Below are 20,666 nucleotides of genomic sequence, written 5' to 3'. Positions count from 1 at the left end.
GCGCAATCAGAATCGCGACGATCGCGAAGAGGGGCGGAAGCGGGCCACACGCGCCGCACCGGACTGCACATGGCGCCGCACGCCCTGCTGCTTCTTGTACCAGAGCGGCACGGCGCCCCGCTTGACGCGCCACTTCTTGCCAGGGTGGCGGTAGCTGGGCGGCAGCGGTTCGTAGCTGCTGCCTTCGCCGCCTATGCTCTGCCAGGTCTGGTCAAAGGCCTGGTTGGCCGAGTTGATTTCCTGCTGGACGCTGTGCTCGACGTCGCGGGCAGCGTCCTCGAACTGGCCCTTCATCTTCTTGAGCTCCTCGAGCTCCATGGAACGGTTGACCTCGGCCTTGACCTCCGCCACATAACGCCGCGCCTTGCCCATGAGGTGGCCGGCCGTGCGCGCCACCTTGGGCAGACGCTCCGGTCCGATCACGATGAGGGCCACGGCGCCGATCAGCGCCAGCTTGTCGAAGCCGAAATCAATCATCCGTGCTCAGCTCAGGACTTGGTCTTGGCGTCAACGTCGACCGTGTTCGGGTCCTGCGCCTTGTTGTGGCTCACCTGCTGAGCCGGTGCGTCAGCCGAACCGTCCTTCACGCCGTCCTTGAAGCCCTTGACGGCGGCGCCGAGGTCCGAGCCCACATTGCGCAACTTCTTGGTGCCAAACACCATCACCACCACCACCAGCACGATCAGCCAGTGCCAAATGCTCAGTCCACCCATAGTGGTCTCCTCAAAAGCGAATAGCGGATTCTAGGCGCCTGCCCGTGACAGTCCTTTGTGACTAGACAGATGCCCCTCATTCATAAAGATTTCAAGGGGCTCAGCCCTTCAGCCAAGGCCGCGGGCCGCCCATGGCATGCATGTGCAGGTGGTAGACCTCCTGCCCGCCGTCCGGCCCAGTGTTGATCACCGTGCGAAATCCGTTGCTGACGCCCAACTCCTTCATCAGCCTGGGCGCCAGCACGCTCATCTTGCCCAGCAGGGGCGCATGCTCGTCCGTCAGGTCCGCCATGCTGGCGATGTGCAGCTTGGGGATGATCAGCACATGGACGGGCGCCCAGGGATGGATGTCATGGAAGGCCAGCAGGTCCTGGTCTTCATAGACCTTCTTCGAGGGGATCTGGCCGGCGATGATCTTGCAGAAGATGCAGTGGGGATCTTGGGTCATGGTGTGCTCCAGCAGTCTGACTTGCATGCGCCTCGGTCAAGGCATGCGACGGTGTTCGCTCCAGTTGAGAAGACCGCGCGCGACAAAATAGGCGCCCCAGAACCAGGTCAGGCCCAGGATGAGCTGCCCCATTCCGTGAATGGCGCGGCGCAAGGCATGCAGTTCGTGTTCTGGATAGCCCGTGACTTCAGCGATGACTGGGCCAGCCCAGTCCGTCCAGGCCAGAACGCCCCCCAGGGCCATCCCGACCAAGCACAGCCCGAAGCCACGCATCATCCAGCGCAGATGGCTGTGGTAGATCGTGCCCCGGCTCTCCTTCAGGCGAAGACAGGTCAACAACAAGGCAAGCACGGCAGCCACGCCCGTCAGCAGGCCGACACCGTAGATCAGGTACATCATCAGCGCGAACAGTCGCAGGCCCGCCGAAGGATCGGCGGACTGCTCAGGCATTTTCATGGCGCGATTCATCGTTCCTCCCTTGTATCTTCCTTCCCCCGGGCTCGGCTATCGCCGTCGCCCGCTCACTCCTTGCCGCGCGCCGCAAACTCCTCCAGCCCCGACAGCCCCTCGCGCCGCGCCAGCTCGTTCAGCACGTCCGCCGGCTTCAGGCCCAGGGCGCTGAGCGCGATCATGGAGTGGAACCAGAGGTCGGCCACCTCGTAGGTCAGCTTGGCGGGGTCACCGTCCTTGGCGGCCAGCACCACCTCGGTGGCTTCCTCGCCGACCTTCTTCAGGATGCTGTCCAGGCCCTTGTGGAAGAGCTTGGCCACGTAGCTGGCCGAAGGGTCGCCGCCGGCCTCGGGCTTGCGTGAATCGATGGTCTCGCCCAGCCGGGCCAGGATGTCATTGCCGTTCATGGCCGCTTCACTTGCTGTAGATGTGGTCGGGGTCCTTGAGCACGGGCTCCACCGCGGTCCACTGTTGCCCGTCCAGGCGCTGGTAGAAGCAGCTGTGCCGGCCCGTGTGGCAGGCGATGCCGGGCTCGTGGCCGCGCTGGGTGATCTTGAGCAGGACGACGTCGCTGTCGCAGTCCAGGCGCATCTCGTGCACCTGCTGGATGTGGCCGGACTCCTCGCCCTTGTGCCAGAGCTTCTGGCGCGAGCGGCTCCAGTAGACGGCCTCGCCCTTTTCCGCCGTCAGGCGCAGGGCCTCGCGGTTCATCCAGGCGAACATGAGCACGTCGCCAGTGTCGCGCTCCTGGGCGATGACGGGCACCAGGCCCTGCTCGTCCCACTTGATCTGATCCAGCCAATCCATGGCGGCAGTGTACTCAGCCATGGTGAGTAGCCCCCTGGAAGCCCCGCTCAGCGGCAAACCACTGCAGCACGGGGATGGTGCCCGGCAGCACGGGCTGCACCCTCACCGGCAGGCCTTGCCAGGCCATCTGCTGGCCCTCGCGCATCTCGAAATCGCCCTGCCAGTCATAGACCTTGCAGAAGTGCAGGCGCACCCGGGCATGGGGATAGTCCATCACCTCGATCTTCCACGGGTGAGCCGCGCCAATGGTGATGCCCAGCTCCTCCTGCAACTCGCGGCGCAGAGCCTGCTCCACGGTCTCGCCAGCCTCCAGCTTGCCGCCGGGGTACTCCCAGTAGCCCGCGTAGACCTTGCCCTCAGGGCGCGAGGTCAGCAGGAAGTCGGCCTCTCGGCCCTGCGCGTCACGCTGCACCAGCACGCCCACGGCCACGTCCACGGGGACACGGTCGGGCGGGTAGCTGTTCGTCGTCGAGTCATTCGTCATGGGAGTCAGGCCTGGTCCAGATCGTCAGGAATGGCGGCAGGGCGCGCCGGGGCTGCATCATCCGCGGCAGCGGAGCCCGGGCCACCCCGCCCAGCCAGGTCGCGGGCGAACTGGTAGGCCACGCGACCGGAGCGGGAGCCGCGCTCCAGGGCCCAGATCAGCGCCGGCTGGCGCGCGGCCGCGATGGCGGCCTCGTCCAGGCCGAAATGCCGCAGCCACTGCGCGGCGATGGCCAGGTACTCCTGCTGGCTGAAGGGATAGAAGCTGATCCACAGCCCGAAGCGCTCGGACAGACTCACCTTCTCCTCGATAGCCTCGCCCGGATGCAGCTCGCCGTTTTCGTCGACCTTGGCCGCGAGGTTGTCGCGCATCTGCTCGGGCAGCAGGTGGCGGCGGTTGCTGGTGGCGTAGATCAGCACGTTGTCGCTGGCGGCGGCGATGGAGCCGTCCAGCATGGACTTCAGCGCCTTGTAGCCGGCCTCGCCTTCTTCAAAGCTGAGGTCATCGCAGAAGATGATGAAGCGCTCGGGCCGCTCGGCCACCAGGTCGACGAGATCGGGCAGGTCAACGAGGTCGGCCTTGTCGACCTCGATGAGACGCAGGCCCTGGTCCGAGAATTCATTGAGCACGGCCTTGATCAGCGAACTCTTGCCCGTCCCGCGCGCGCCCGTCAGCAGCACATTGTTGGCCGGCCGCCCCTGCACGAACTGCCGGCTGTTCTGCAGCAGGCGCTCTTTCTGGGCATCGACCTCCTTCAGCGCCTCCAGGCGGATGGTGGCCACATGGCGCACGGGCTCCAGCACGGGCGCGCCGCGGCGGCGTCGGTAGCGGAAAGCGCTGGAGGCGGCCCAGTCGGGCGCACCCAGCGCTGGTGGCAGCAGTGACTCCGCGCGTGCCAGCAGGCTTTCCGCGCGGTTCAGGAACTGGGCAAGGGCTTCGGTGGACATGGCGGTCGTCCCGGCGGACCGGGCATGAGGAGGGAAGTGCAGCCCGCGCGGGCCACGGACTCAGCGCGTCAGCAAGGCCAGGGCGACATCCAGCTGCTCGGTGGGCATGCGCTTGAATCCCGAGCGGGCATAGCGCTGCAGCCGGCCGATGATGAAGCTCACCAGCACCGAGGCCTGGGCGTTGGCATGCACCGTCGGCGTGTCGGATCCATCGGCCTCGGCGGCCTGACGCAGCACCTGGCGCAAGGTGGCCTCGACGCGATCAAAGAACAGATTCATGCGCTGGATCAGCCGCTCGTTCTCGTAGACGAGGGCGTCCCCCACCATCACCCGGCTCATGCCCGGGTTGCGCTCGCCGAACTGCAGCAGCACCGAGACGATGCGCTGCGCCTGCACCAGGCCGGCGGCCTCGCGCTCACTGATCTGGTTCAGCAGGGTGTAGATGCTGGATTCGATGAACTCGATCAGGCCCTCGAACATCTGGGCCTTGCTGGCGAAGTGGCGGTACAGCGCGGCTTCGCTGACCTCCAGCCGGCCGGCCAGCGCGGCCGTGGTCACGCGCTCGGCACCCGGCTGCTCCAGCATGCTGGCCAGGGTCTGCAGGATCTGCACCCGGCGCTCGCCCGGCTTGGGACGGGTGCGGCGCTTGGGCTCGGGCGCTGCCGCTTCGGGGGCACCGGCGGCAGGGTCTTCGGGGTCCAGATCGGGGGAGGCGGCGACGTGCATGGCGCTGTGGATTCTGGCACAGGCCCGCGGCGCCCTTGGCCATCTCAGGCCCGCGCTTGGGAAGCCTTCAGTCGCGCAGCCAACCCAGGCGTCGCGCCTCGTAGATGGCCTCGACCTTGGAGCGCACCTGCAACTTGCGGTAGATGCGCTTGACATAGGTCATGACGGTATGCGGCGAGACCTGCAGGAACTGCGCGATCTCGTCGAAGGTGAAGCCCTTGGCCGCCAGGTGCAACACGCGGGATTCCTGCTCGGACAGGGCGATGACGTTCTCGTCCAACGGCGCCGCGCCCGTCTCGGGCGGCAGGCCATGCAGGTGCTGGGTGCCGGCGTTCAGGCGCAGCAGCAGACGGCGGGCGATAACGGGGCTGATGGGGCTGCCACCACTGCGCAGGGCACGCAACTGGTCGGGGAGGTCCAGGGCCAGGCTGTCCTTGAGCAGGTAGCCGGTGGCACCGGCCTCGATGCTGGACAGCACATGCTGCTCATCACCGAAGACCGAGATCACCATCACCTCGCAATCGGGATGGGCCTGGGCTGCATGGCGGATGAGCTCGATGCCACTGCCGCCAGGGAGGTCCAGGTCCACCAGGAGCACGTCAGGCCGCAGCTGGTCGAACATCCGTCGACCCTGCTGCAGATCAGACGCCATGCCCAGCAAACGGATGTCACTGGCCTGGGACAGGGATTTCTCGAAGGCTTCCCGGAACCGGACCTGGTCTTCGACGATCAGAACGCTGAACAATGACATGGGCTTGTCGTTCTTCTGTACCCGGCTGTGCGGGGCAGACGCACCGCTGCTTCTGCGTGGCGGATGCTACCGTCAAAAACAGGCCCTTGGCATCGGGCGATCAGGGGGCTATGGAAAACCCCCGCCAGGCTTCGCCGTAATGCGGACAAGTGCACGCCATCTCAGCTCGCCCAGGCCGTGCACGCGCTGGTCCACAAAGACCGGGCGCCGCCGCAGCGGCAGGTGGGCCTCGGGGCCATGCACGGAAGCCTTGGTCCAGCGCTGGATCCACACCGTGCGAAGGCCCAGGGACCGGGCCGCCTTCTGGTGCATCAGGCTGTCCTCCACCAGCACGCAGCGCGCGGGCCTGAGCTGCAAGCGCGCCAGCACATGACGGAACATGCGGCGGTCCGGCTTGGGGCGCAGTTGGCCAAACATGGCCATCTGCTCCAGCGCGATCACCCCTTCGAAGGCATGGTCCAGGCCCACGGCATGCAGCACGCGCCAGGCGTAGGCACCGGGGCCGTTGGTCAGCAGGAACTTGCGCCCGGGCAGGCGGGCCAGGGCCGCCAGGTCATGGGCATGGCCGTGCAGATGCGCCTCCATGCCGGGCAGCGCGTGGGTCTCGGCCAGGAAGTCCGCGGCGTCCACGCCGTGGTGGCGCACCAGGCCGGTCAGCGTGGCCCCGTAGCGGGCCCAGTAGACGCGGCGCAGGCGGTTGGCCTCGTCGGTGTCGACGCCCAGGTGCTGCTCGATGTAGCGCGTCATGGCCACATTGAGCGCTGCGAACACGCGGTCCGAGGCGTTGTGCAGGGTGTTGTCGAGGTCGAAGAGCCAGACCGGGCCCTCGCCATGCTGGCGGGCCCGGCCGGCGCGGCGCAGGGGTGGGCGCCGCATCGGGGCTCAGTGCGAGCGGATCATCGTGCCGTAGGCCTGGTCAGACAGGATCTCCAGCAGCATGGCGTGCGGCACCCGGCCATCGATGATGTGCACGGCATTCACGCCGCTCTTGGCCGCGTCGATGGCGCCAGCGATCTTCGGGATCATGCCGCCGCTGATGGTGCCATCCGCCACCAGCTCGTCGATGCGCTTGGGCGTCAGCTCCGTCATCAGCTGGCCTTGCTTGTCCAGCACGCCGCGGATGTTGGTGAGCATCAGCAGCTTCTCGGCCTGCAGCACGGTGGCCAGCTTGGCGGCCACGACGTCGGCGTTGATGTTGTAGCTCTCGTTGTTCTCGCCGAAGCCGATGGGGCTGACCACAGGGATGAACTGGTCGTCCTGCAAGGCCTTCACCACGCTGGGGTCGATGGAGACGATGTCCCCGACCTGGCCGATGTCGTGCTCCTTGCTGGGGTCGTCCTTGTCCTGGACCTTGAGCTTCCTGGCGCGGATCATGCCGCCGTCACGGCCGGTCAGGCCCACGGCCTTGCCACCGGCGGCGTTGATGAGGCCGACCACGTCCTGCTGCACCTCGCCGGCCAGCACCCACTCGACCACGTCCATGGTCTCCTTGTCGGTGACGCGCATGCCCTGGATGAAGTGGCCCTTCTTGCCCAGCTTGCCCAGCAACTCCTCGATCTGCGGACCGCCGCCGTGCACCACCACAGGATTCATGCCCACAAGCTTGAGCAGGACCACGTCCTCGGCGAAGTCCTGCTGCAGCACCGGGTCGGTCATGGCGTTGCCGCCGTACTTGATCACGATGGTCTTGCCGTGGAACTTGCGGATGTAGGGCAGCGCCTGGGACAGGATCTCGGCCTTCTCGCGCGGGGCGATATGGGACACGTCGGTGTGCAGGGCGGGATCGTTCTTCATGGTGCTGCTCGGCAGGAAGACGCGGGAGAGACAAGCGAGCCCGCGGAACTCGCGGCGATTGTAGGACCGCCACCCCTGGCCCGCGTGGCCCCAGGGTTCACGAAAAGCGAACCGTTCGCATCGCAAAAAGACAGGCCCGGCAGCAGCGAGAATCCAGCCCATCATGCAAGTCAGCAGCTACCTCAAGCTCTCGATCGCGGTGGCCGCCGTCACCATCGCCCTGAAGACCGGGGCCTGGTACTGGACGGACTCCGTCTCCCTGCTCTCGGACGCCCTGGAGTCCCTGGTCAACCTGGCCGGCGCCATGTTCGCCCTGGCCATGGTGACCGTGGCCCAGCGCCCCCCTGACGATGACCACCCCTTCGGCCACCACAAGGCCGAGTACTTCTCCAGCGGCTTCGAGGGCGTGCTGATCTTCGCGGCCGCGGCCGGCATCATCTGGGCCGCCGTGCACCGGCTGCTGAGCCCGCAGCCGGTGGAGCAACTGGGTCTGGGCATGGTGCTGTCCCTGGTCAGCTCGGCGCTCAACGGCGGCCTGGCCTGGGCCATGCTCAAGAAAGCCCGCGAGCACCGCTCCATGGCCCTGGAGGCCGATGCCCGCCACCTCTTCACCGACGTCTGGACCTCCATCGGCGTGGTGGCCGGCCTGATTGGCGTGATGGCCACCGGCTGGCTGTGGCTGGACCCGGTGATCGCCGTGCTGGTGGCGCTGAACATCCTGCGCGAGGGCGCGCTGCTGGTGATGGAATCCGCCGCCGGCCTGATGGACGAGGCCCTGGACACCGAGAGCCAGGCCGCCATCCACGCCGTCCTGGAACGCTGCAGCCACCAGCAGGTGCGCTTCGACCACATCGCCACCCGCGTCTCGGGCCAGCGCCGCTACGTGGACATGCACATGCACATGCCCTCGAACTGGTCCCTGGGCCAGGCCGCCGCCGAGCGCGGGGCCGTGGAGCGCGCCCTGATGGAGGCCGTGCCCGGCCTGCGCGCCAGCATCCAGCTGCTGCCCATGGACGTGGAGGCGCACTTCAACGACCCCAAGGACACGGAGGGCATCGGCCCATGATCGCAATCCTGCAGCGCGTGCGCGAGGCGCGTGTCGAGGTGGAGGGCCGGGTGACGGGCCAGATCGGCGCCGGCTTCCTGATGCTGGTCTGCGCCGAGCCCGATGACACCGAGGCCGTCGCCGAGAAGCTGATCCAGAAGGTGCTCAAGCTGCGCGTCTTCAGCGACGAAGCCGGCAAGATGAACCGCAGCGTCCAGGACGTGGGCGGCGGCCTGCTCATCGTCTCGCAGTTCACCCTGGCGGCCGACACCAGCGGCGGCAACCGCCCCAGCTTCATCGGCGCTGCGCCGGCCGAGCTGGGCCGGCATCTCTACGAGCATTGCCTGACGTTCGCCCGCCGCCAGCACCCGCTGGTGCAATGCGGCGAGTTCGGTGCGGATATGCAGGTGCACCTGGTCAACGACGGCCCGGTCACCATCCCCCTGCGCATGACCTGACCCCCTCCCCGCCTCTTCCCGTTTCAGAAAGACACGCCATGCTTTCCTACGCCACCCTGGGCAGCAACGACCGCCCGACCGCCAAGCGCTTCTACGACGCCACCCTCGCCCCCCTGGGCCTCAAGTGCACCTATGCCGACGACGAGTTCTGCGGCTACGGCCCGGACGCGCCCGATGCCAAGGCCTTCCTCTGGATCTGCAAGCCCTACGACGACGCCCCTGCCACCGTGGGCAACGGCAGCATGCTGGCCCTGGCCGCCGCCACGCGCGCCCAGGTGGACGCCGTGCATGCCGCCGCCCTGGCCGCTGGCGGCCGCTGCGAGGGCAAGCCGGGCCTGCGCGACTACGCACCGAATTTCTACGCCGCCTACTTCCGCGACCTGGACGGCAACAAGCTGGCCGTGGTCTGTACCGCGGCCGAGGCCTGAGACGGAGCGCCCCCGGTGAGTACCGCGCCCCGCATCACCCCCATCGCCAGCACCGAGGGCCTGGCCCCGCAATGGGACCAGCCCCGCGAGGACCGTCGCGTCGAAGGTGCCCCGCAGCGCCAGACCTGGCTGATGCACGAGGCCGGCCCGATGAGCGCAGGCGTCTGGGCCTGCGAGGTGGGCCGCTGGCGCATCGAGTTCGCGCCGGGCACGCAGGAGTATTTCCACGTGCTGGAAGGCCGCATCTGTCTGCATGGCGAGGATGGCAGCCGCACCGAGGTCGGGCCCGGCGAGGGCGCCGTCATCCCGCCCGGCTTTCGTGGTGAATTCGAGGTGCTCGAGCCCGTGCGCAAGCAGTTCGTGCTGGTGGAACTGCCGGCCTGAGGGTAGTCCTGCCTCGCAGGCTCAGAGCCGCGTCCACCCCGCCACACGGGCGTTGAAGAAGCCGCTCTGCTCATAGGCGCGGCGGATCAGGCCCTGCTGCTTCAGGCGGGCCAGGCCGCCATTGAGCTGGGCGCGCAGCCGCGGCCCCAGAGGGTGCGTGCGGGAGATCAGGAAATGCCGCGTGCCCCGCATGCGCAGCTTGAGGCCAGGCACCGGGACCAGGCGTATGCCCTCCACGATCAGGGACAGGTCCGGCGTGGGCTGGAACGGCGCCAGCAGCAGGTCAGCCCGGCCCTGCTGCACCATGCGCGGCATCAGGTTCCAGCTGGCCACATGCTGGAGCTCGGAGAAGCCCAGCTGCTCCAGGGTCTGCCAGTCCACCCGCCAGCTGCGATTGCTGAGCACGCGCAATGGCAGCAGATCGCGCAGGCTGCGGGCGGAAAGCGCCTTCTCGTTGTCCGCCGAGGTGTAGAAGCCGACCTCGAAGTCGCCTTCCTCCAGCAAGGGGTCGCTGAACAGCAGGCCGTCGGCCTGGGGGAAGTCCTCGCGCCAGTAGCTGGTCGCGCTGCAGGCGGCGTGGCCGGAGCGCAGCTCGGCCTGCAGGCGCTGGCTGGTGGGCATGGGCGTGAGGCTCAGGCGCAGCTCGTTGTCCTGCCGGGCCAGGGCCTGCTGCACCAGCAGGACCTCAATCACGTCACGGCGCGCATGCGGGCCACTGAAATCAGTGATGCCCACCGGGTCCCGGCCTGCCAGGAAGCGCTGGTAGTCCAGCAGCACGTCGTCGGGGATCAGCGCCGGGAGCAGCTTGTCTGGCCCCGCTGCAGTGCTGGCCGCTGGGGCAGCAGCAGCTGCGGCTGCAGTGACGGCTGCCGTGGCAGCATCAGCCCGGAACACCGGCGCCGCGGCCGCAGCCAGCCCCAGGCACAGCAGGCCACGACGCGGCAGCAGTGCCGAGACGCCAGCAGCTGGTACGTGAGGGGAACAGGGCATCAGGAACAGGCCCGGGACGGGCGGGAAAGAGGACCATCAGACGGCTGCGGCGAGAGCCTCAACCGGACCGACGCGAGCATACGCCAGGCGGCGCGGCGCGGCGCCGCCCGCCCGGAGCGAACGGCTCAGTCGGCGTACTGACCAGCGGCCTTGATCACCGTGCCCCACTTGGCAATCTCATCCGTCACGAACTTCTTGTGCTCGGCGGGATTGACACGGGTGTCCTGCACGATCACCGCTCCCAGCGCCTCCTGGCGCTTGTGCAGGTCCGGGTCCTGCAGGGCCTTCTTGAGGCCGGCGTTGAGCTTGTCCAGCACCGGCTTGGGCGTGCCCTTGGGCGCATAGAGCCCGTGCCAGATGGCCACGCTGAAGCCCTTGAGACCCAGCTCGTCCAGGGTGGGCAGCTTGGCCAGGGCCGGGCTGCTCAGGCGCTTGGTGGAGGTCACGGCATAGGCCTTGATCTTGCCGCCCTCGATCTGCGAGCTGGTGTTGGTGGTCTGGTCGCACATGATGTCCACCTGGCCACCGATCAGGTCCGTCATGGCCGGGCCGGTGCCCTTGTACGGCACGGTGGTCATGTCGATCTTGATGGTGCTCTGGAACAGCAGGCCGCACAGGTGGGAGGCCGAGCCCAGGCCGGCATTGGCCAGATTGACCTTCTCCTTGTTGGCGGCGATCCACTTGGCCAGATCGGCGTAGTTCGCGGCAGCCATGGTGGGCTTGGCCACCAGGGTCATGGGCACCTCGTTGATCAGGCCCAGGTATTCGAAGTCGTCCAGGGTCTTGTACTGCAGGTTGCGGTAGAGCGCTGGCGAGGTCGCCATGCCGATGTGGTGCAGCAGCACCGTGTAGCCATCCGGGGCGGCCTTGGCAACCTTGGTGGCGCCCAGGGTGCCGCCGGCACCGCCGACGTTCTCGATCACCAGGGTGGCGTTGAGCGTCTTGCGCAGGGACTCGGCGAGGTCGCGGGCCACCTTGTCGGTGGGGCCGCCGGCCGAGAAGGGCACGACGATGGTGATGGGCTTCTCAGGGTACTCAGCCCGGGCGGCCAGAGGCAGCGCCATCAGGCTGGCTAGGGTGATCATGCCGAGGGCGGTCGGGCGGGTTCGCATGGCTGTCTCCTTTTTTGTGGCCAGGGGCAGCGCCATGCTAGTTGAGCCGCTGCTGATCCGCACATCGGAAACTACGGATGTGGCTTCCTAATGCACACCCGGGACGGCCAGAAGCCCGCTGGCGCATGATCAGTCGAACTTGCGGCGGTCCTCGATCACCCGTCCGTCGTTGGGCAGGCTGCCGGGCGGCACGAACTGCACCTCGCCACGCAGCTTGGTGACGTCGCGCAGCGCCGACACCAGTTGCGCCCCGAGGCCCTCGGGCACCGAGGCCAGCTCCACCTGCAGGCTCATGCGGTCCTGGGCCAGTTCGCCCTCCACCACCAGGCGTCCGCGGCCCAGCTGGGGGAAGCGCTTGAGTACCTCGCCCACCTGCCCGGCATGCACGAACATGCCGCGCACCTTGGCACTCTGGTCCGCGCGGCCCATCCAGCCCTTGATGCGGGCATTGCTGCGGCCCGTGGGACAGTGGCCAGGCATCAGCGCGGAGAGGTCGCCGGTGCCGAAGCGGATCAGCGGGTAGTCGGGGTTCAGCGTGGTCACCACCACCTCGCCGACCTCGCCCTCCGCGACCGGATCGCCAGTGCCCGGGCGCACGATCTCGACGATCACGCCCTCGTCCAGCACCAGGCCTTCGCGGGCCGGGGTCTCGTAGGCGATGAGGCCGAGGTCGGCCGTGGCATAGCACTGGTAGCCGGCGATGCCGCGCCCCAGCAGCCAGTCCCGCAGGGCCGAGGGGAAGGCTTCGCCGCTGACCATGGCCTTGCGCAGGCTCAGCGCCTGTCCGGACTCCGTGGCCTTCTCGACGAGGATCTTGAGGAAACTGGGTGTGCCGATGTAGCCGGTGGGCCGCAACTCCGCCATGGCCTGCAGCTGCAGCTCGGTATTGCCCACGCCGCCCGGGAAGACCGTGCAGCCCAGGGCATGGGCGCCACCTTCCATCATGGAGCCGGCCGGGGTCAGGTGGTAGCTGAAGCTGTTGTGCAGCAACTCGCCGCCGCGCAGGCCCGCCGCGTGCAGGGCGCGGGCCATGCGCCAGTAGTCGGGCTTCGCCCCCTCAGGCTCATAGATCGTGCCGGGCGACTGGAACACCCGCCGAGCCACGCCCCAGCCGATGGCCGAGAAGCCGCCGAAGGCATCGCCACCCGCGGCGCGCACCGCCTGCTGACGCGCCAGCAGCTCGGACTTGCGCGTGACCGGCAACCGGGCCAGGGCCGCGCGGGAATCGATGCTGGCCGCATCGACGCCCGCCAGCAGCTCCGCATAGGCCACCGTGTTCGCCTGCGCCTGCGCCACCTGCCGTGGCAACGCGGCCATCAGCGCGGCCTCGCGCAACTGCGGGTCGCGGACTTCGAGGCTGTCGTAGAACTCACTCATCGGCATCACTCCAGCCAGAGAGGTTTTTCTTCACCAGGGCCAGGAAGTCACGCAGCTGCGCGCTGTCCCTGACCGTCTTCTCGTTCCATTCGGGCGTGCGGGCCGGCCGCTTCACCAGCGCCACCTTCAGCGTCGAGCCGTCCACCGCCGCCCGGGCGATGGCCGTGCCCCGCCGCTCGAAGCGCCCTTCCCGCTCCGTGAGCCCCAGCTCGCGCAGATCCCGCCGCAGCTTCTGCAGCGCCTCCTCCGGCTTGAAGGCCGGCAGCGCAAATCCCCAGCTCTCATCACTCATGGCAAGTCACCTCGCTCCATGCAAAGAGCGCTCGGCGCAGCCGGCGCTCGCCCCGCGCGAACACCGCCGATCCGGCTCTGCCGGGCGGCCGGTGTTGCCCCCTTGAGGGGGCCGGCGAAGCCGGTAGGGGGTGGTTCACGCCAACCAGCGCTTGCGGCGCTTGTAGCTCTTGACGTCCTTGAAACTCTTGCGGTCACCACCGCCCATGCCCAGGTAGAACTCCTTGACGTCCTCGTTCTCACGCAGGCCCTTGGCCTCGCCGTCCATCACCACACGCCCGTTCTCCAGGATGTAGCCGTAGTCGGCGTAGCGCAGCGCCATATTGGTGTTCTGCTCGGCCAGCAGGAAGGTCGTGCCCTCCTTGCTGTTGAGGTCCTTCACGATCTCGAAGACCTCCTCGACGATCTGCGGGGCCAAGCCCATGGAGGGCTCGTCCAGCAGCACCATCTTCGGGTTGGCCATCAGCGCGCGGCCGATGGCGCACATCTGCTGCTCCCCGCCCGAGGTGTAGGCCGCCTGGCTGCTGCGGCGCGTCTTGAGCCGGGGGAAGTAGTTGTAGACCTTCTCCAGTGTCTGCTGCACAGCGACCTTGCCGTCGCGCCGCGTGTAGGCGCCGGTCATCAGGTTCTCCTCGATGCTCAGGTGGGCGAAGCAGTGCCGCCCTTCCATCACTTGCACCACGCCGCGGTTGACCATCTCGGCGGTGGAGAGCTTCTCGATGCGTTCGCCGCGCAGCTCGATCGAGCCCTTGGTCACCTCGCCCCGCTCGCCCTCCAGCAGGTTGGAGACCGCGCGCAGCGTGGTCGTCTTGCCCGCGCCATTGCCGCCCAGCAGGGCCACGATGCCACCTTCCTTCACCTGCAGCGACACGCCCTTGAGCACGAGGATCACATGGTTGTAGATCACCTCGATGCCATTGACGTTCAGAAGCACATTGCTCATTTCAGTTCTCCATGCTTGCACACGGCACCCGCACCGCAGGTCACGTGCTAGCCAAGCGGCGCCCGAGGATTCGGCTTTGCCGAGCCTGCGGGCGCGCCCCCTTGAGGGGGCCGACGAAGTCGGTAGGGGCTGGTCCATTCCCCCGCCCTCCTGGAGGACGGGGATGGGGTGGGCGCTCACAGGAACTCCGGCCCCGCCGGAAGGCGGCCAGTCCGATCAGGACTGGCAGTCTTCTGGCGTCCTCCGCTGCTGCTTCTTCTCGGCGGCGTACTTGTCCGCCGTGCTCTTGACCAGCGGCTTGATGATCTGCTCATCCGCCTGGTACCAGTCACTGACGAAGTTCCACTTCTTGCCATCCCAGCTGTGCACGCGGGCCCAGTTGGCGCCCATGTGGTCGGCGCAGGAGGTCGAGACCGGGCGCATCACGCCGGCCAGGCCCAGGGCATCGAGCTTCTTCTGGTCCAGGGCCAGGTTCTCCAGGCCCCAACGGACCTGCTCGCCGGTCATGACCTTGCCCTTGCCGAAGCGCTCCTGCGCGCGGCGCACGCCTTCCACGCCCATGGCCGCGGACAGCAGGCCGCGCATGTACAGCACCTGGCCCACTTCTTCCTTCGGCCCCGTGCCCTGACCCTTGCCGTGCAGCTCCTTGAGGATGTCCTGTGCGACCTTGGACTGCGGCTCCGCACCATGCTGCATGGTCACGGCGCTGTAGCCCTTGGCACCATCGCCCACGTCCTTGACGTCCGGCTCGGCGCCGGCCCACCAGACGCCGTACATCTTCTCGCGCGGATAGCCGGTGGCCTGCGCTTCCTTCAGCGCGGTGGAGTTCATCACGCCCCAGCCCCACAGGAAGACGAAGTCCGGCCGGCTCTGGCGCACCTGCAGCCAGGTGGCCTTCTGCTCCACGCCCGGGGCCGTCACCGGCAGCAGCTGCAGCTCGAAGCCATGCAGCTTGGCACGCTCCTGCAGCAGGGGGATGGGTTCCTTGCCGTAGGGGCTGTCGTGATAGACCAGGGCGATCTTCTTGCCCTTGATCTTGTCCCAGCCGCCTTCCTTCTTGACCACGTGCTGCAGCAGCACGTCGGCCGCCACCCAGTAGGTGCCCAGCAGGGGGAAGTTCCACTTGAAGACGCCGCCGTCCTGGCTTTCACTGCGGCCGTAGCCGGCGGTGATCAGGGGGATCTTGTCCACGGGCGCCTTCTCGGTCAGCGCGAAGGTGGCGCCGGTCGAGAGTGGCTGGAACAGCGTCGCGCCCTTGCCCTTCAGGCGCTCATAGCACTCCACCGAGCGGTCGGTGGCATAGCCGGTCTCGCATTCCTCGAAGGTGATCTTCACGCCGTTGATGCCGCCCTTGGCATTGATCAGCTTGAGGTAGTCCACATAGCCATTGGCCCAGGGCGTGCCGTTGGGGGCGTAGGCGCCGGTGCGGTACACCAGCACGGGGAAGAACTGCTCCTTGGCATCGGCTGCGGCCACCGAGGTGGACAGCCCGGCCAGACATGCCGACACAACGGTGGCGGCGACTGCAAGCGACTTCAGTTTCAACATGGTGCCTGTCTCCTTGGCGTTTGCACTCGTGGTGCTGTTTTGAAGCGGTGTGATCAATGGGGGAAGGGCCAGAGCCGCAGCTTTTCCTTGGCGGTGGCCCACAAGCGCGCGATGCCGTGCGGCTCGACGATCAGGAAGAAGACGATCAGCGCGCCGAAGATCATGAACTCCAGGTGCGAGGCCGTCTCGGTGCCCAGCGGGATGCCCAGCCAGTGCGGGATCTGGTTCAGCAGGATGGGCAGCACGATGATGAAGGCCGCGCCGAAGAAGGCGCCGGAGATCGAGCCCAGACCGCCGATGATCACCATGAACAGCAGCTGGAAGCTGCGGTCGATGGAGAAGGCGGCCGGCTCCCAGGAGCCCAGGTGCACGAAGCCCCACAGCGCGCCGGCCACGCCCACGATGAAGCTGGACACAGCGAAGGCGCTGAGCTTGGCGTAGACCGGGCGGATGCCGATCACGCTGGCCGCCACGTCCATGTCGCGCATGGCCATCCATTCGCGGCCCACGGCTGAGCGCACCAGGTTCTTGGTCAGCAGCGCGAAGAGCGCCAGCACGCTGAGGCAGAACAGGTACTTCTGCACTGGGGAGTCGATGGGCAGGCCGAAGACCTGCAGATCCGAGACCGAGACATTGCCCGAGCTCGAGTCATTCGTGAACCACTTGATGCGCAGGAAGGCCCAGTCGCAGAAGAACTGCGCGGCCAGCGTCGCCACCGCGAGGTAGAGCCCGCGGATGCGCAACGAGGGAATGCCGAAGAACACGCCCACCAGCGTGGCGCAGAAGCCGCCGCCCAGCAGGGACAGCACCAGGGGCAGGCCCTCGATGCGCACATGGAAGTTGTAAGCCGCATAGGCCCCTACGGCCATGAAGGCGCCGGTGCCCAGCGAGATCTGCCCGCAGTAGCCCACCAGCACGTTCAGGCCCAGGGCCGCCAGGGCCAGGATCAGGAAGGGGATGAGGATGGCGCGGAAGAGGTATTCCGAGGCCAGCATGGGCACGCCGATGAAGGCCACCGCCAGCAGCAGCACGATGAAGATGGCGTCCTGGCGGATGGGGAAGATCTGGCTGTCGGCGCTGTAGCTCGTCTTGAACTGGCCGTTCTCGCGGTAGAGCATGGGGTTCTCCTGCTTTCTTGTTCTTGTCGCTCAGACGCGGTCGATGATCTTCTCGCCGAAGAGCCCCTGCGGCCTCACCAGCAGGAACACCAGGGCCAGCACATAGGCAAACCAGATCTCGATGCCGCCGCCCAGCAGCGGGCCCAGATAGACCTCCGAGACCTTCTCACCCACCCCGATCAGCAGGCCGCCGATGATGGCGCCCGGCACCGAGGTCAGCCCGCCGAGGATCACCACCGGCAGCGCCTTCAGCGCCACGAGGGACAGCGAGAACTGCACGCCCAGCTTGGAGCCCCAGATGATGCCGGCCACCAGCGCCACGAAGCCCGCCACGCTCCAGACGATGATCCAGATGCGCGAGAGCGGGATGCCGATGGACTGCGCCGCCTGGTGGTCATCCGCCACCGCACGCAGGGCGCGGCCGGTGGCCGTCTTCTGGAAAAAGAGCGCCAGCAGGGCCACCAGGCCGGCGGCGATCAGGGCCGCGACCAGGTCTTCCTTGTTGACCAGCACGCCGCCCTCGAAGGTCTTTTCGAAGAGGAAGAGCGGGTCCTTGGGCAGGCCGATGTCGATCTTGTAGATGTCCGAGCCGAACAGGGTCTGGCCCAGGCCTTCGAGGAAGTAGGTGATGCCCAGCGTGGCCATCAAGAGCGTGATGCCTTCCTGGTTGACCAGCTTGCCCAGCACGAAGCGCTCGATGGCCCAGGCCACCGCCACCATCACCGCGCAGGCCGCGGCAAAGGCCAGCACATTGGCCAGCACCGGGTTGTCGAAGCCCAGCCACTTGGGGATCCATTCCGAGAAGCGCGCCATGGCCAGGGCCGCGAAGAGCACCATCGCTCCTTGGGCGAAGTTGAAGACGCCCGAGGCCTTGAAGATCAGCACGAAGCCCAGGGCGATCAGGGAGTACAGCATGCCTGTCATCAGGCCGCCGAACACGGTTTCAATGAGGAATCCCATCGCTGTGGTCCTTCAGTGCGAGGTTCCGAGATAGGCTCGGATGACGTCTTCGTTGGCGCGGACTTCATCGGGAATGCCATCCCCGATCTTCTTGCCGTAGTCCAGCACCACCACGCGGTCGGAGATGTCCATCACCACGCCCATGTCGTGCTCGATCAGCACGATGGTGGTGCCAAACTCGTCGTTGACGTCCAGGATGAAGCGGCACATGTCCTGCTTCTCCTCCACGTTCATGCCGGCCATGGGCTCGTCCAGCAGCAGCACCTGGGGCTCCATGGCCAGGGCACGCCCGAGGTCCACGCGCTTCTGCAGGCCGTAGGGCAGGCGGCCCACCGGGGTCTTGCGAAAGGGCTGGATCTCGAGGAAGTCGATGATGCGCTCGACCTTCTCGCGCTGCGCCACCTCTTCCGCCTCGGCCTTGCTGAAGCCGAAGGGGTTGCGGAAGGCCTGCTGGAAGAGGTTGCTCTTCATGTGCAGGGTGCGGCCGGCCATGATGTTGTCCAGCACGCTCATGCCCTTGAAGAGCGCGAGGTTCTGGAAGGTGCGGGCGATGCCCATCTCCGCCACCTGGCGGGAGTTCATGTGCTTGAAGGTCTGGCCCTTGAAGCTGATCTGCCCCTGCGTGGGGTGGTAGACCCCGTTGATGCAGTTGAGCATGGAACTCTTGCCCGCGCCGTTGGGGCCGATGATGGAACGGATCTCGTGCTCGCGGACGTTGAAGCTGATGTCGGTCAGGGCCTTCACCCCGCCGAAGGCCAGGGAGATGTTCCTGACCTCGAGGATCACGTCGCCGATCTTCTTGCTGCTGCTCGTGCTCATGCCTTGTGCTTTCTTGGCGTCGCGTGATCAGGCCGCGCGGCCCACGGCGGGGAAGGTCCGGGTGTCGACGATCTTCAGGTCCGCCGAGACCTTGCCACTGCGGCCGTCCTCGAACTTGACCGCCGTCTCGATGAACTGGCTGGTCCGGCCCTCGTAGAGCGCGTCGATCAGCACGCCGTACTTCTCGGCAATGGCGCCGCGGCGGACCTTGCGGGTGCGGGTCAGCTCGCCGTCGTCGGCGTCCAGCTCCTTGTGCAGGATCAGGAAGCGGGTGATCTGGCTGCCGGCCAGCAGGGCGTCCTGCGCGAGGTCGGCGTTGACCTGCTCCACACAGCCCTTGATCAGCTCGTAGACCTCGGGCTTGGCCGCCAGGTCGGTGTAGCCGGCGTAGGGCAGGTTGCGGCGCTCGGCCCAGTTGCCCACGGCCTCGAAGTCGATGTTGATGAAGGCGCAGACGCGGTCGCGGCGGTCGCCGAAGGCCACGGCTTCTTTGATGTGCGAGAAGAACTTGAGCTTGTTCTCCACGTACTTGGGCGCGAACATGGCGCCGTCGTTGGCACCGCCCACGATGCGGCCGACGTCCTTGGCGCGGTCGATGATCTTCAGGTGTCCGTGGGCGTCGATGAAGCCGGCGTCGCCCGTGTGGTACCAGCCCTCGGGCGTCAGCACCTCGGCGGTGGCCGCGTCGTTCTTGTAGTAGCCCTTGAGCAGGCCCGGCGACTTCACCAGGATCTCGCCCGAGTCGGCCAGCTTGATCTCCACGCCGTCGATGGGCACGCCCACGGTGTCGGCCCGGGCTTCGTGGTCGGGCTGCAGGCAGACGAACACGGCGGTCTCGGTGGAGCCGTAGAGCTGCTTGAGGTTGATGCCGATGGAGCGGTAGAAGCTGAAGAGGTCGGGGCCGATGGCCTCGCCCGCCGTGTAGGCCACCCGCACGCGCGAGAAGCCCAGGGTATTGCGCAGCGGGCCGTAGATCAGCACGTCGCCCAGGGCGTACTGGAGGCGGTCCAGCAGGCCCACGGGCTTGCCGTCCATCAGCGTGGGGCCCACGCGCCGGGCCAGGGCCATGGCGCGATGGAAGAGCCCGCGCTTGAGGGCCGAGGCATCTTCCATGCGGATCATCACCGTGGTCAGCAGGCCCTCGAAGACCCGCGGCGGCGCGAAGTAGTAGGTGGGGCCGATCTCCTTGAGGTCGATGGACACCGTGCTGGCCGATTCCGGGCAGTTCACCACATAGCCGCAGGCCAGCCACTGCGCGTAGCTGAAGATGTTCTGGCCTATCCAGGCCGGCGGCAGGTAGGCCAGCACTTCCTCGTGCGGGCCGAGCTTGTCGAAGCGGGCGCCGGCCATGGCGCGGTCAATCAGGGTGGCATGGGTGTGGACCACGCCCTTGGGGTTGCCCGTGGTGCCGGAGGTGAAGAACATGGCCGCCACGTCCGAGGGCTGGCCCGCCTCCACCCACTGGTCGAAGAGCTGCGGGTGGGCGCGGCCTTCGGCCTCGCCCGCCGCAATCAGCGCATCCAGCGGGTTGAGCCCGTGTTCATCGTAGTTGCGCAGGCCCCGCGGGTCGTCGAACCAGATGTGGCGCAGCTGCGGGCATTGCTCGCGGACCTCCAGCAGCTTGTCCACCTGCTCCTGGTCCTCGACGATGGCGTAGGCCACCTCGGCGTTGTTGAGCGGGTAGACGAACTCCGCGGCCACCGCGTCCTGGTACAGCGGCACCGGGATAGCGCCCAGGCTCTGGGCCGCCAACATGCTGGCATAGAGGCGTGGCCGGTTCTCGCCCACCACCACCAGGTGCTGGCCGCGCTCCACGCCCGCCTGGTGCAGGCCATGGGCCAGGGCCTTGACCATGTCGGCCAGCTCTCGCCAGCTGAAGCTTTGCCAGATGCCGTATTCCTTCTCACGCAAGGCCGCGTCCTGGGGACGCTGCTGCGCATGGGCCAGCAAGAGCCGGGGAAAGGTCGTCGCCGCAGAACTGCTCACCTTTGTCTCCTGATATCCGGGTCGTCGCCTGGATGGCGCTCGCCCGACTTTGTTGGCTGCAATGCTAGACCTTTACTTTGACGCCGT

Annotated in this window: 26 protein-coding genes; 4 read left to right on the top strand and 22 right to left on the bottom strand. The window is 67.3% G+C overall.

Going from position 1 to position 20,666, the window contains the following annotated elements; genetic code table 11:
• Window positions 1–6 precede the first annotated feature (6 nt).
• From tatB to argB, 12 genes are all read right to left on the bottom strand, one after another.
• Complete coding sequence (gene tatB, locus ACS5PK_RS10620; protein WP_439440202.1) at window positions 7–477, bottom strand: Sec-independent protein translocase protein TatB; 471 nt, start codon at window positions 475–477, stop codon at window positions 7–9.
• A gap of 11 nt (window positions 478–488) precedes the next feature.
• Window positions 489–713: a Sec-independent protein translocase subunit TatA gene (gene tatA / locus ACS5PK_RS10615; RefSeq protein WP_439440201.1), complete on the bottom strand. Its 225-nt coding sequence runs from the start codon at window positions 711–713 to the stop codon at window positions 489–491.
• A 100-nt stretch (window positions 714–813) separates the two neighbouring features.
• Window positions 814–1,161 (bottom strand): histidine triad nucleotide-binding protein, encoded by a 348-nt coding sequence (locus ACS5PK_RS10610; RefSeq protein ID WP_439440200.1) that lies wholly within the window; start codon window positions 1,159–1,161, stop codon window positions 814–816.
• Between the two features lie 36 nt (window positions 1,162–1,197).
• Entirely contained in the window at window positions 1,198–1,617 is a 420-nt protein-coding gene (locus ACS5PK_RS10605) for a hypothetical protein (protein WP_439440199.1), read from the bottom strand.
• Window positions 1,618–1,682: 65 nt separating this feature from the next.
• Complete coding sequence (locus ACS5PK_RS10600) at window positions 1,683–2,018, bottom strand: phosphoribosyl-ATP diphosphatase (RefSeq protein WP_439440198.1); 336 nt, start codon at window positions 2,016–2,018, stop codon at window positions 1,683–1,685.
• Window positions 2,019–2,025: 7 nt separating this feature from the next.
• Window positions 2,026–2,418, bottom strand: coding sequence for a phosphoribosyl-AMP cyclohydrolase (gene hisI / locus ACS5PK_RS10595; RefSeq protein WP_439440353.1), 393 nt, complete (start codon window positions 2,416–2,418; stop codon window positions 2,026–2,028).
• A gap of 13 nt (window positions 2,419–2,431) precedes the next feature.
• The gene (locus ACS5PK_RS10590) at window positions 2,432–2,902 is read right to left on the bottom strand and encodes an NUDIX domain-containing protein (RefSeq protein WP_439440197.1); all 471 of its coding nucleotides are present in this window, start codon (window positions 2,900–2,902) and stop codon (window positions 2,432–2,434) included.
• Window positions 2,903–2,907: 5 nt separating this feature from the next.
• Complete coding sequence (locus tag ACS5PK_RS10585; protein WP_439440196.1) at window positions 2,908–3,849, bottom strand: ATP-binding protein; 942 nt, start codon at window positions 3,847–3,849, stop codon at window positions 2,908–2,910.
• A 60-nt stretch (window positions 3,850–3,909) separates the two neighbouring features.
• Window positions 3,910–4,575, bottom strand: a complete 666-nt coding sequence (gene slmA, locus ACS5PK_RS10580) for a nucleoid occlusion factor SlmA (RefSeq protein WP_439440195.1) — start codon at window positions 4,573–4,575, stop codon at window positions 3,910–3,912.
• 67 nt (window positions 4,576–4,642) lie between these two features.
• Window positions 4,643–5,326 carry a response regulator gene (locus ACS5PK_RS10575; protein WP_439440194.1) on the bottom strand — a complete coding sequence of 228 codons (684 nt, stop codon included), beginning with the start codon at window positions 5,324–5,326 and terminating at the stop codon, window positions 4,643–4,645.
• A gap of 108 nt (window positions 5,327–5,434) precedes the next feature.
• Window positions 5,435–6,202 (bottom strand): pyrimidine 5'-nucleotidase, encoded by a 768-nt coding sequence (locus ACS5PK_RS10570; protein WP_439440193.1) that lies wholly within the window; start codon window positions 6,200–6,202, stop codon window positions 5,435–5,437.
• Between the two features lie 6 nt (window positions 6,203–6,208).
• Window positions 6,209–7,120, bottom strand: coding sequence for an acetylglutamate kinase (gene argB / locus ACS5PK_RS10565; RefSeq protein WP_439440192.1), 912 nt, complete (start codon window positions 7,118–7,120; stop codon window positions 6,209–6,211).
• 163 nt (window positions 7,121–7,283) lie between these two features.
• On the opposite strand from argB, the gene ACS5PK_RS10560 reads away from it, so the two are divergent.
• Genes ACS5PK_RS10560 through ACS5PK_RS10545 form a run of 4 tightly spaced genes read left to right on the top strand, consistent with a single transcriptional unit; the run spans window position 7,284 to window position 9,435 of the window.
• Complete coding sequence (locus tag ACS5PK_RS10560) at window positions 7,284–8,186, top strand: cation diffusion facilitator family transporter (RefSeq protein ID WP_439440191.1); 903 nt, start codon at window positions 7,284–7,286, stop codon at window positions 8,184–8,186.
• Entirely contained in the window at window positions 8,183–8,623 is a 441-nt protein-coding gene (gene dtd / locus ACS5PK_RS10555) for a D-aminoacyl-tRNA deacylase (RefSeq protein WP_439440190.1), read from the top strand. Before ACS5PK_RS10560 ends, dtd begins: the two co-directional genes overlap by 4 nt.
• Before the next feature lie 38 nt (window positions 8,624–8,661).
• The gene (locus tag ACS5PK_RS10550; RefSeq protein ID WP_439440189.1) at window positions 8,662–9,051 is read left to right on the top strand and encodes a VOC family protein; all 390 of its coding nucleotides are present in this window, start codon (window positions 8,662–8,664) and stop codon (window positions 9,049–9,051) included.
• Window positions 9,052–9,066: 15 nt separating this feature from the next.
• Window positions 9,067–9,435: a cupin domain-containing protein gene (locus tag ACS5PK_RS10545; protein ID WP_439440188.1), complete on the top strand. Its 369-nt coding sequence runs from the start codon at window positions 9,067–9,069 to the stop codon at window positions 9,433–9,435.
• 21 nt (window positions 9,436–9,456) lie between these two features.
• Here the strand turns inward: ACS5PK_RS10545 and ACS5PK_RS10540 are convergent, their stop codons facing one another.
• From ACS5PK_RS10540 to ACS5PK_RS10495, 10 genes are all read right to left on the bottom strand, one after another.
• Entirely contained in the window at window positions 9,457–10,425 is a 969-nt protein-coding gene (locus tag ACS5PK_RS10540; protein WP_439440187.1) for a hypothetical protein, read from the bottom strand.
• 125 nt (window positions 10,426–10,550) lie between these two features.
• Window positions 10,551–11,510, bottom strand: a complete 960-nt coding sequence (locus tag ACS5PK_RS10535; protein WP_439440352.1) for a tripartite tricarboxylate transporter substrate-binding protein — start codon at window positions 11,508–11,510, stop codon at window positions 10,551–10,553.
• Window positions 11,511–11,666: 156 nt separating this feature from the next.
• On the bottom strand, window positions 11,667–12,914 hold the full coding sequence (locus ACS5PK_RS10530) for a phenylacetate--CoA ligase family protein (RefSeq protein ID WP_439440186.1): 1,248 nt from the start codon (window positions 12,912–12,914) through the stop codon (window positions 11,667–11,669).
• Window positions 12,907–13,206 (bottom strand): hypothetical protein, encoded by a 300-nt coding sequence (locus ACS5PK_RS10525; RefSeq protein WP_439440185.1) that lies wholly within the window; start codon window positions 13,204–13,206, stop codon window positions 12,907–12,909. Before ACS5PK_RS10525 ends, ACS5PK_RS10530 begins: the two co-directional genes overlap by 8 nt.
• 135 nt (window positions 13,207–13,341) lie before the next feature.
• Complete coding sequence (locus ACS5PK_RS10520) at window positions 13,342–14,148, bottom strand: ABC transporter ATP-binding protein (protein WP_439440184.1); 807 nt, start codon at window positions 14,146–14,148, stop codon at window positions 13,342–13,344.
• 216 nt (window positions 14,149–14,364) lie between these two features.
• Window positions 14,365–15,693: an ABC transporter substrate-binding protein gene (locus tag ACS5PK_RS10515; RefSeq protein WP_439440351.1), complete on the bottom strand. Its 1,329-nt coding sequence runs from the start codon at window positions 15,691–15,693 to the stop codon at window positions 14,365–14,367.
• Window positions 15,694–15,749: 56 nt separating this feature from the next.
• Complete coding sequence (locus tag ACS5PK_RS10510; protein WP_439440183.1) at window positions 15,750–16,814, bottom strand: branched-chain amino acid ABC transporter permease; 1,065 nt, start codon at window positions 16,812–16,814, stop codon at window positions 15,750–15,752.
• Between the two features lie 30 nt (window positions 16,815–16,844).
• Window positions 16,845–17,774, bottom strand: coding sequence for a branched-chain amino acid ABC transporter permease (locus tag ACS5PK_RS10505; protein ID WP_439440182.1), 930 nt, complete (start codon window positions 17,772–17,774; stop codon window positions 16,845–16,847).
• Window positions 17,775–17,786: 12 nt separating this feature from the next.
• A complete protein-coding gene (locus ACS5PK_RS10500) occupies window positions 17,787–18,593 on the bottom strand; it encodes an ABC transporter ATP-binding protein (protein ID WP_439440181.1) in 807 nt (268 codons plus the stop codon).
• 27 nt (window positions 18,594–18,620) lie between these two features.
• On the bottom strand, window positions 18,621–20,579 hold the full coding sequence (locus ACS5PK_RS10495; protein WP_439440180.1) for an AMP-dependent synthetase/ligase: 1,959 nt from the start codon (window positions 20,577–20,579) through the stop codon (window positions 18,621–18,623).
• Between the last annotated feature and the right edge of the window lie 87 nt (window positions 20,580–20,666).

Origin of the sequence: Roseateles sp. DB2 (genome assembly GCF_051857535.1) — a bacterium.
In the GTDB taxonomy this organism is placed as follows: Bacteria; Pseudomonadota; Gammaproteobacteria; order Burkholderiales; family Burkholderiaceae_C; genus Roseateles_B.
Note: the sequence above shows the minus strand (reverse complement) of the source record. Positions and strands in the feature narration are given on the sequence as shown.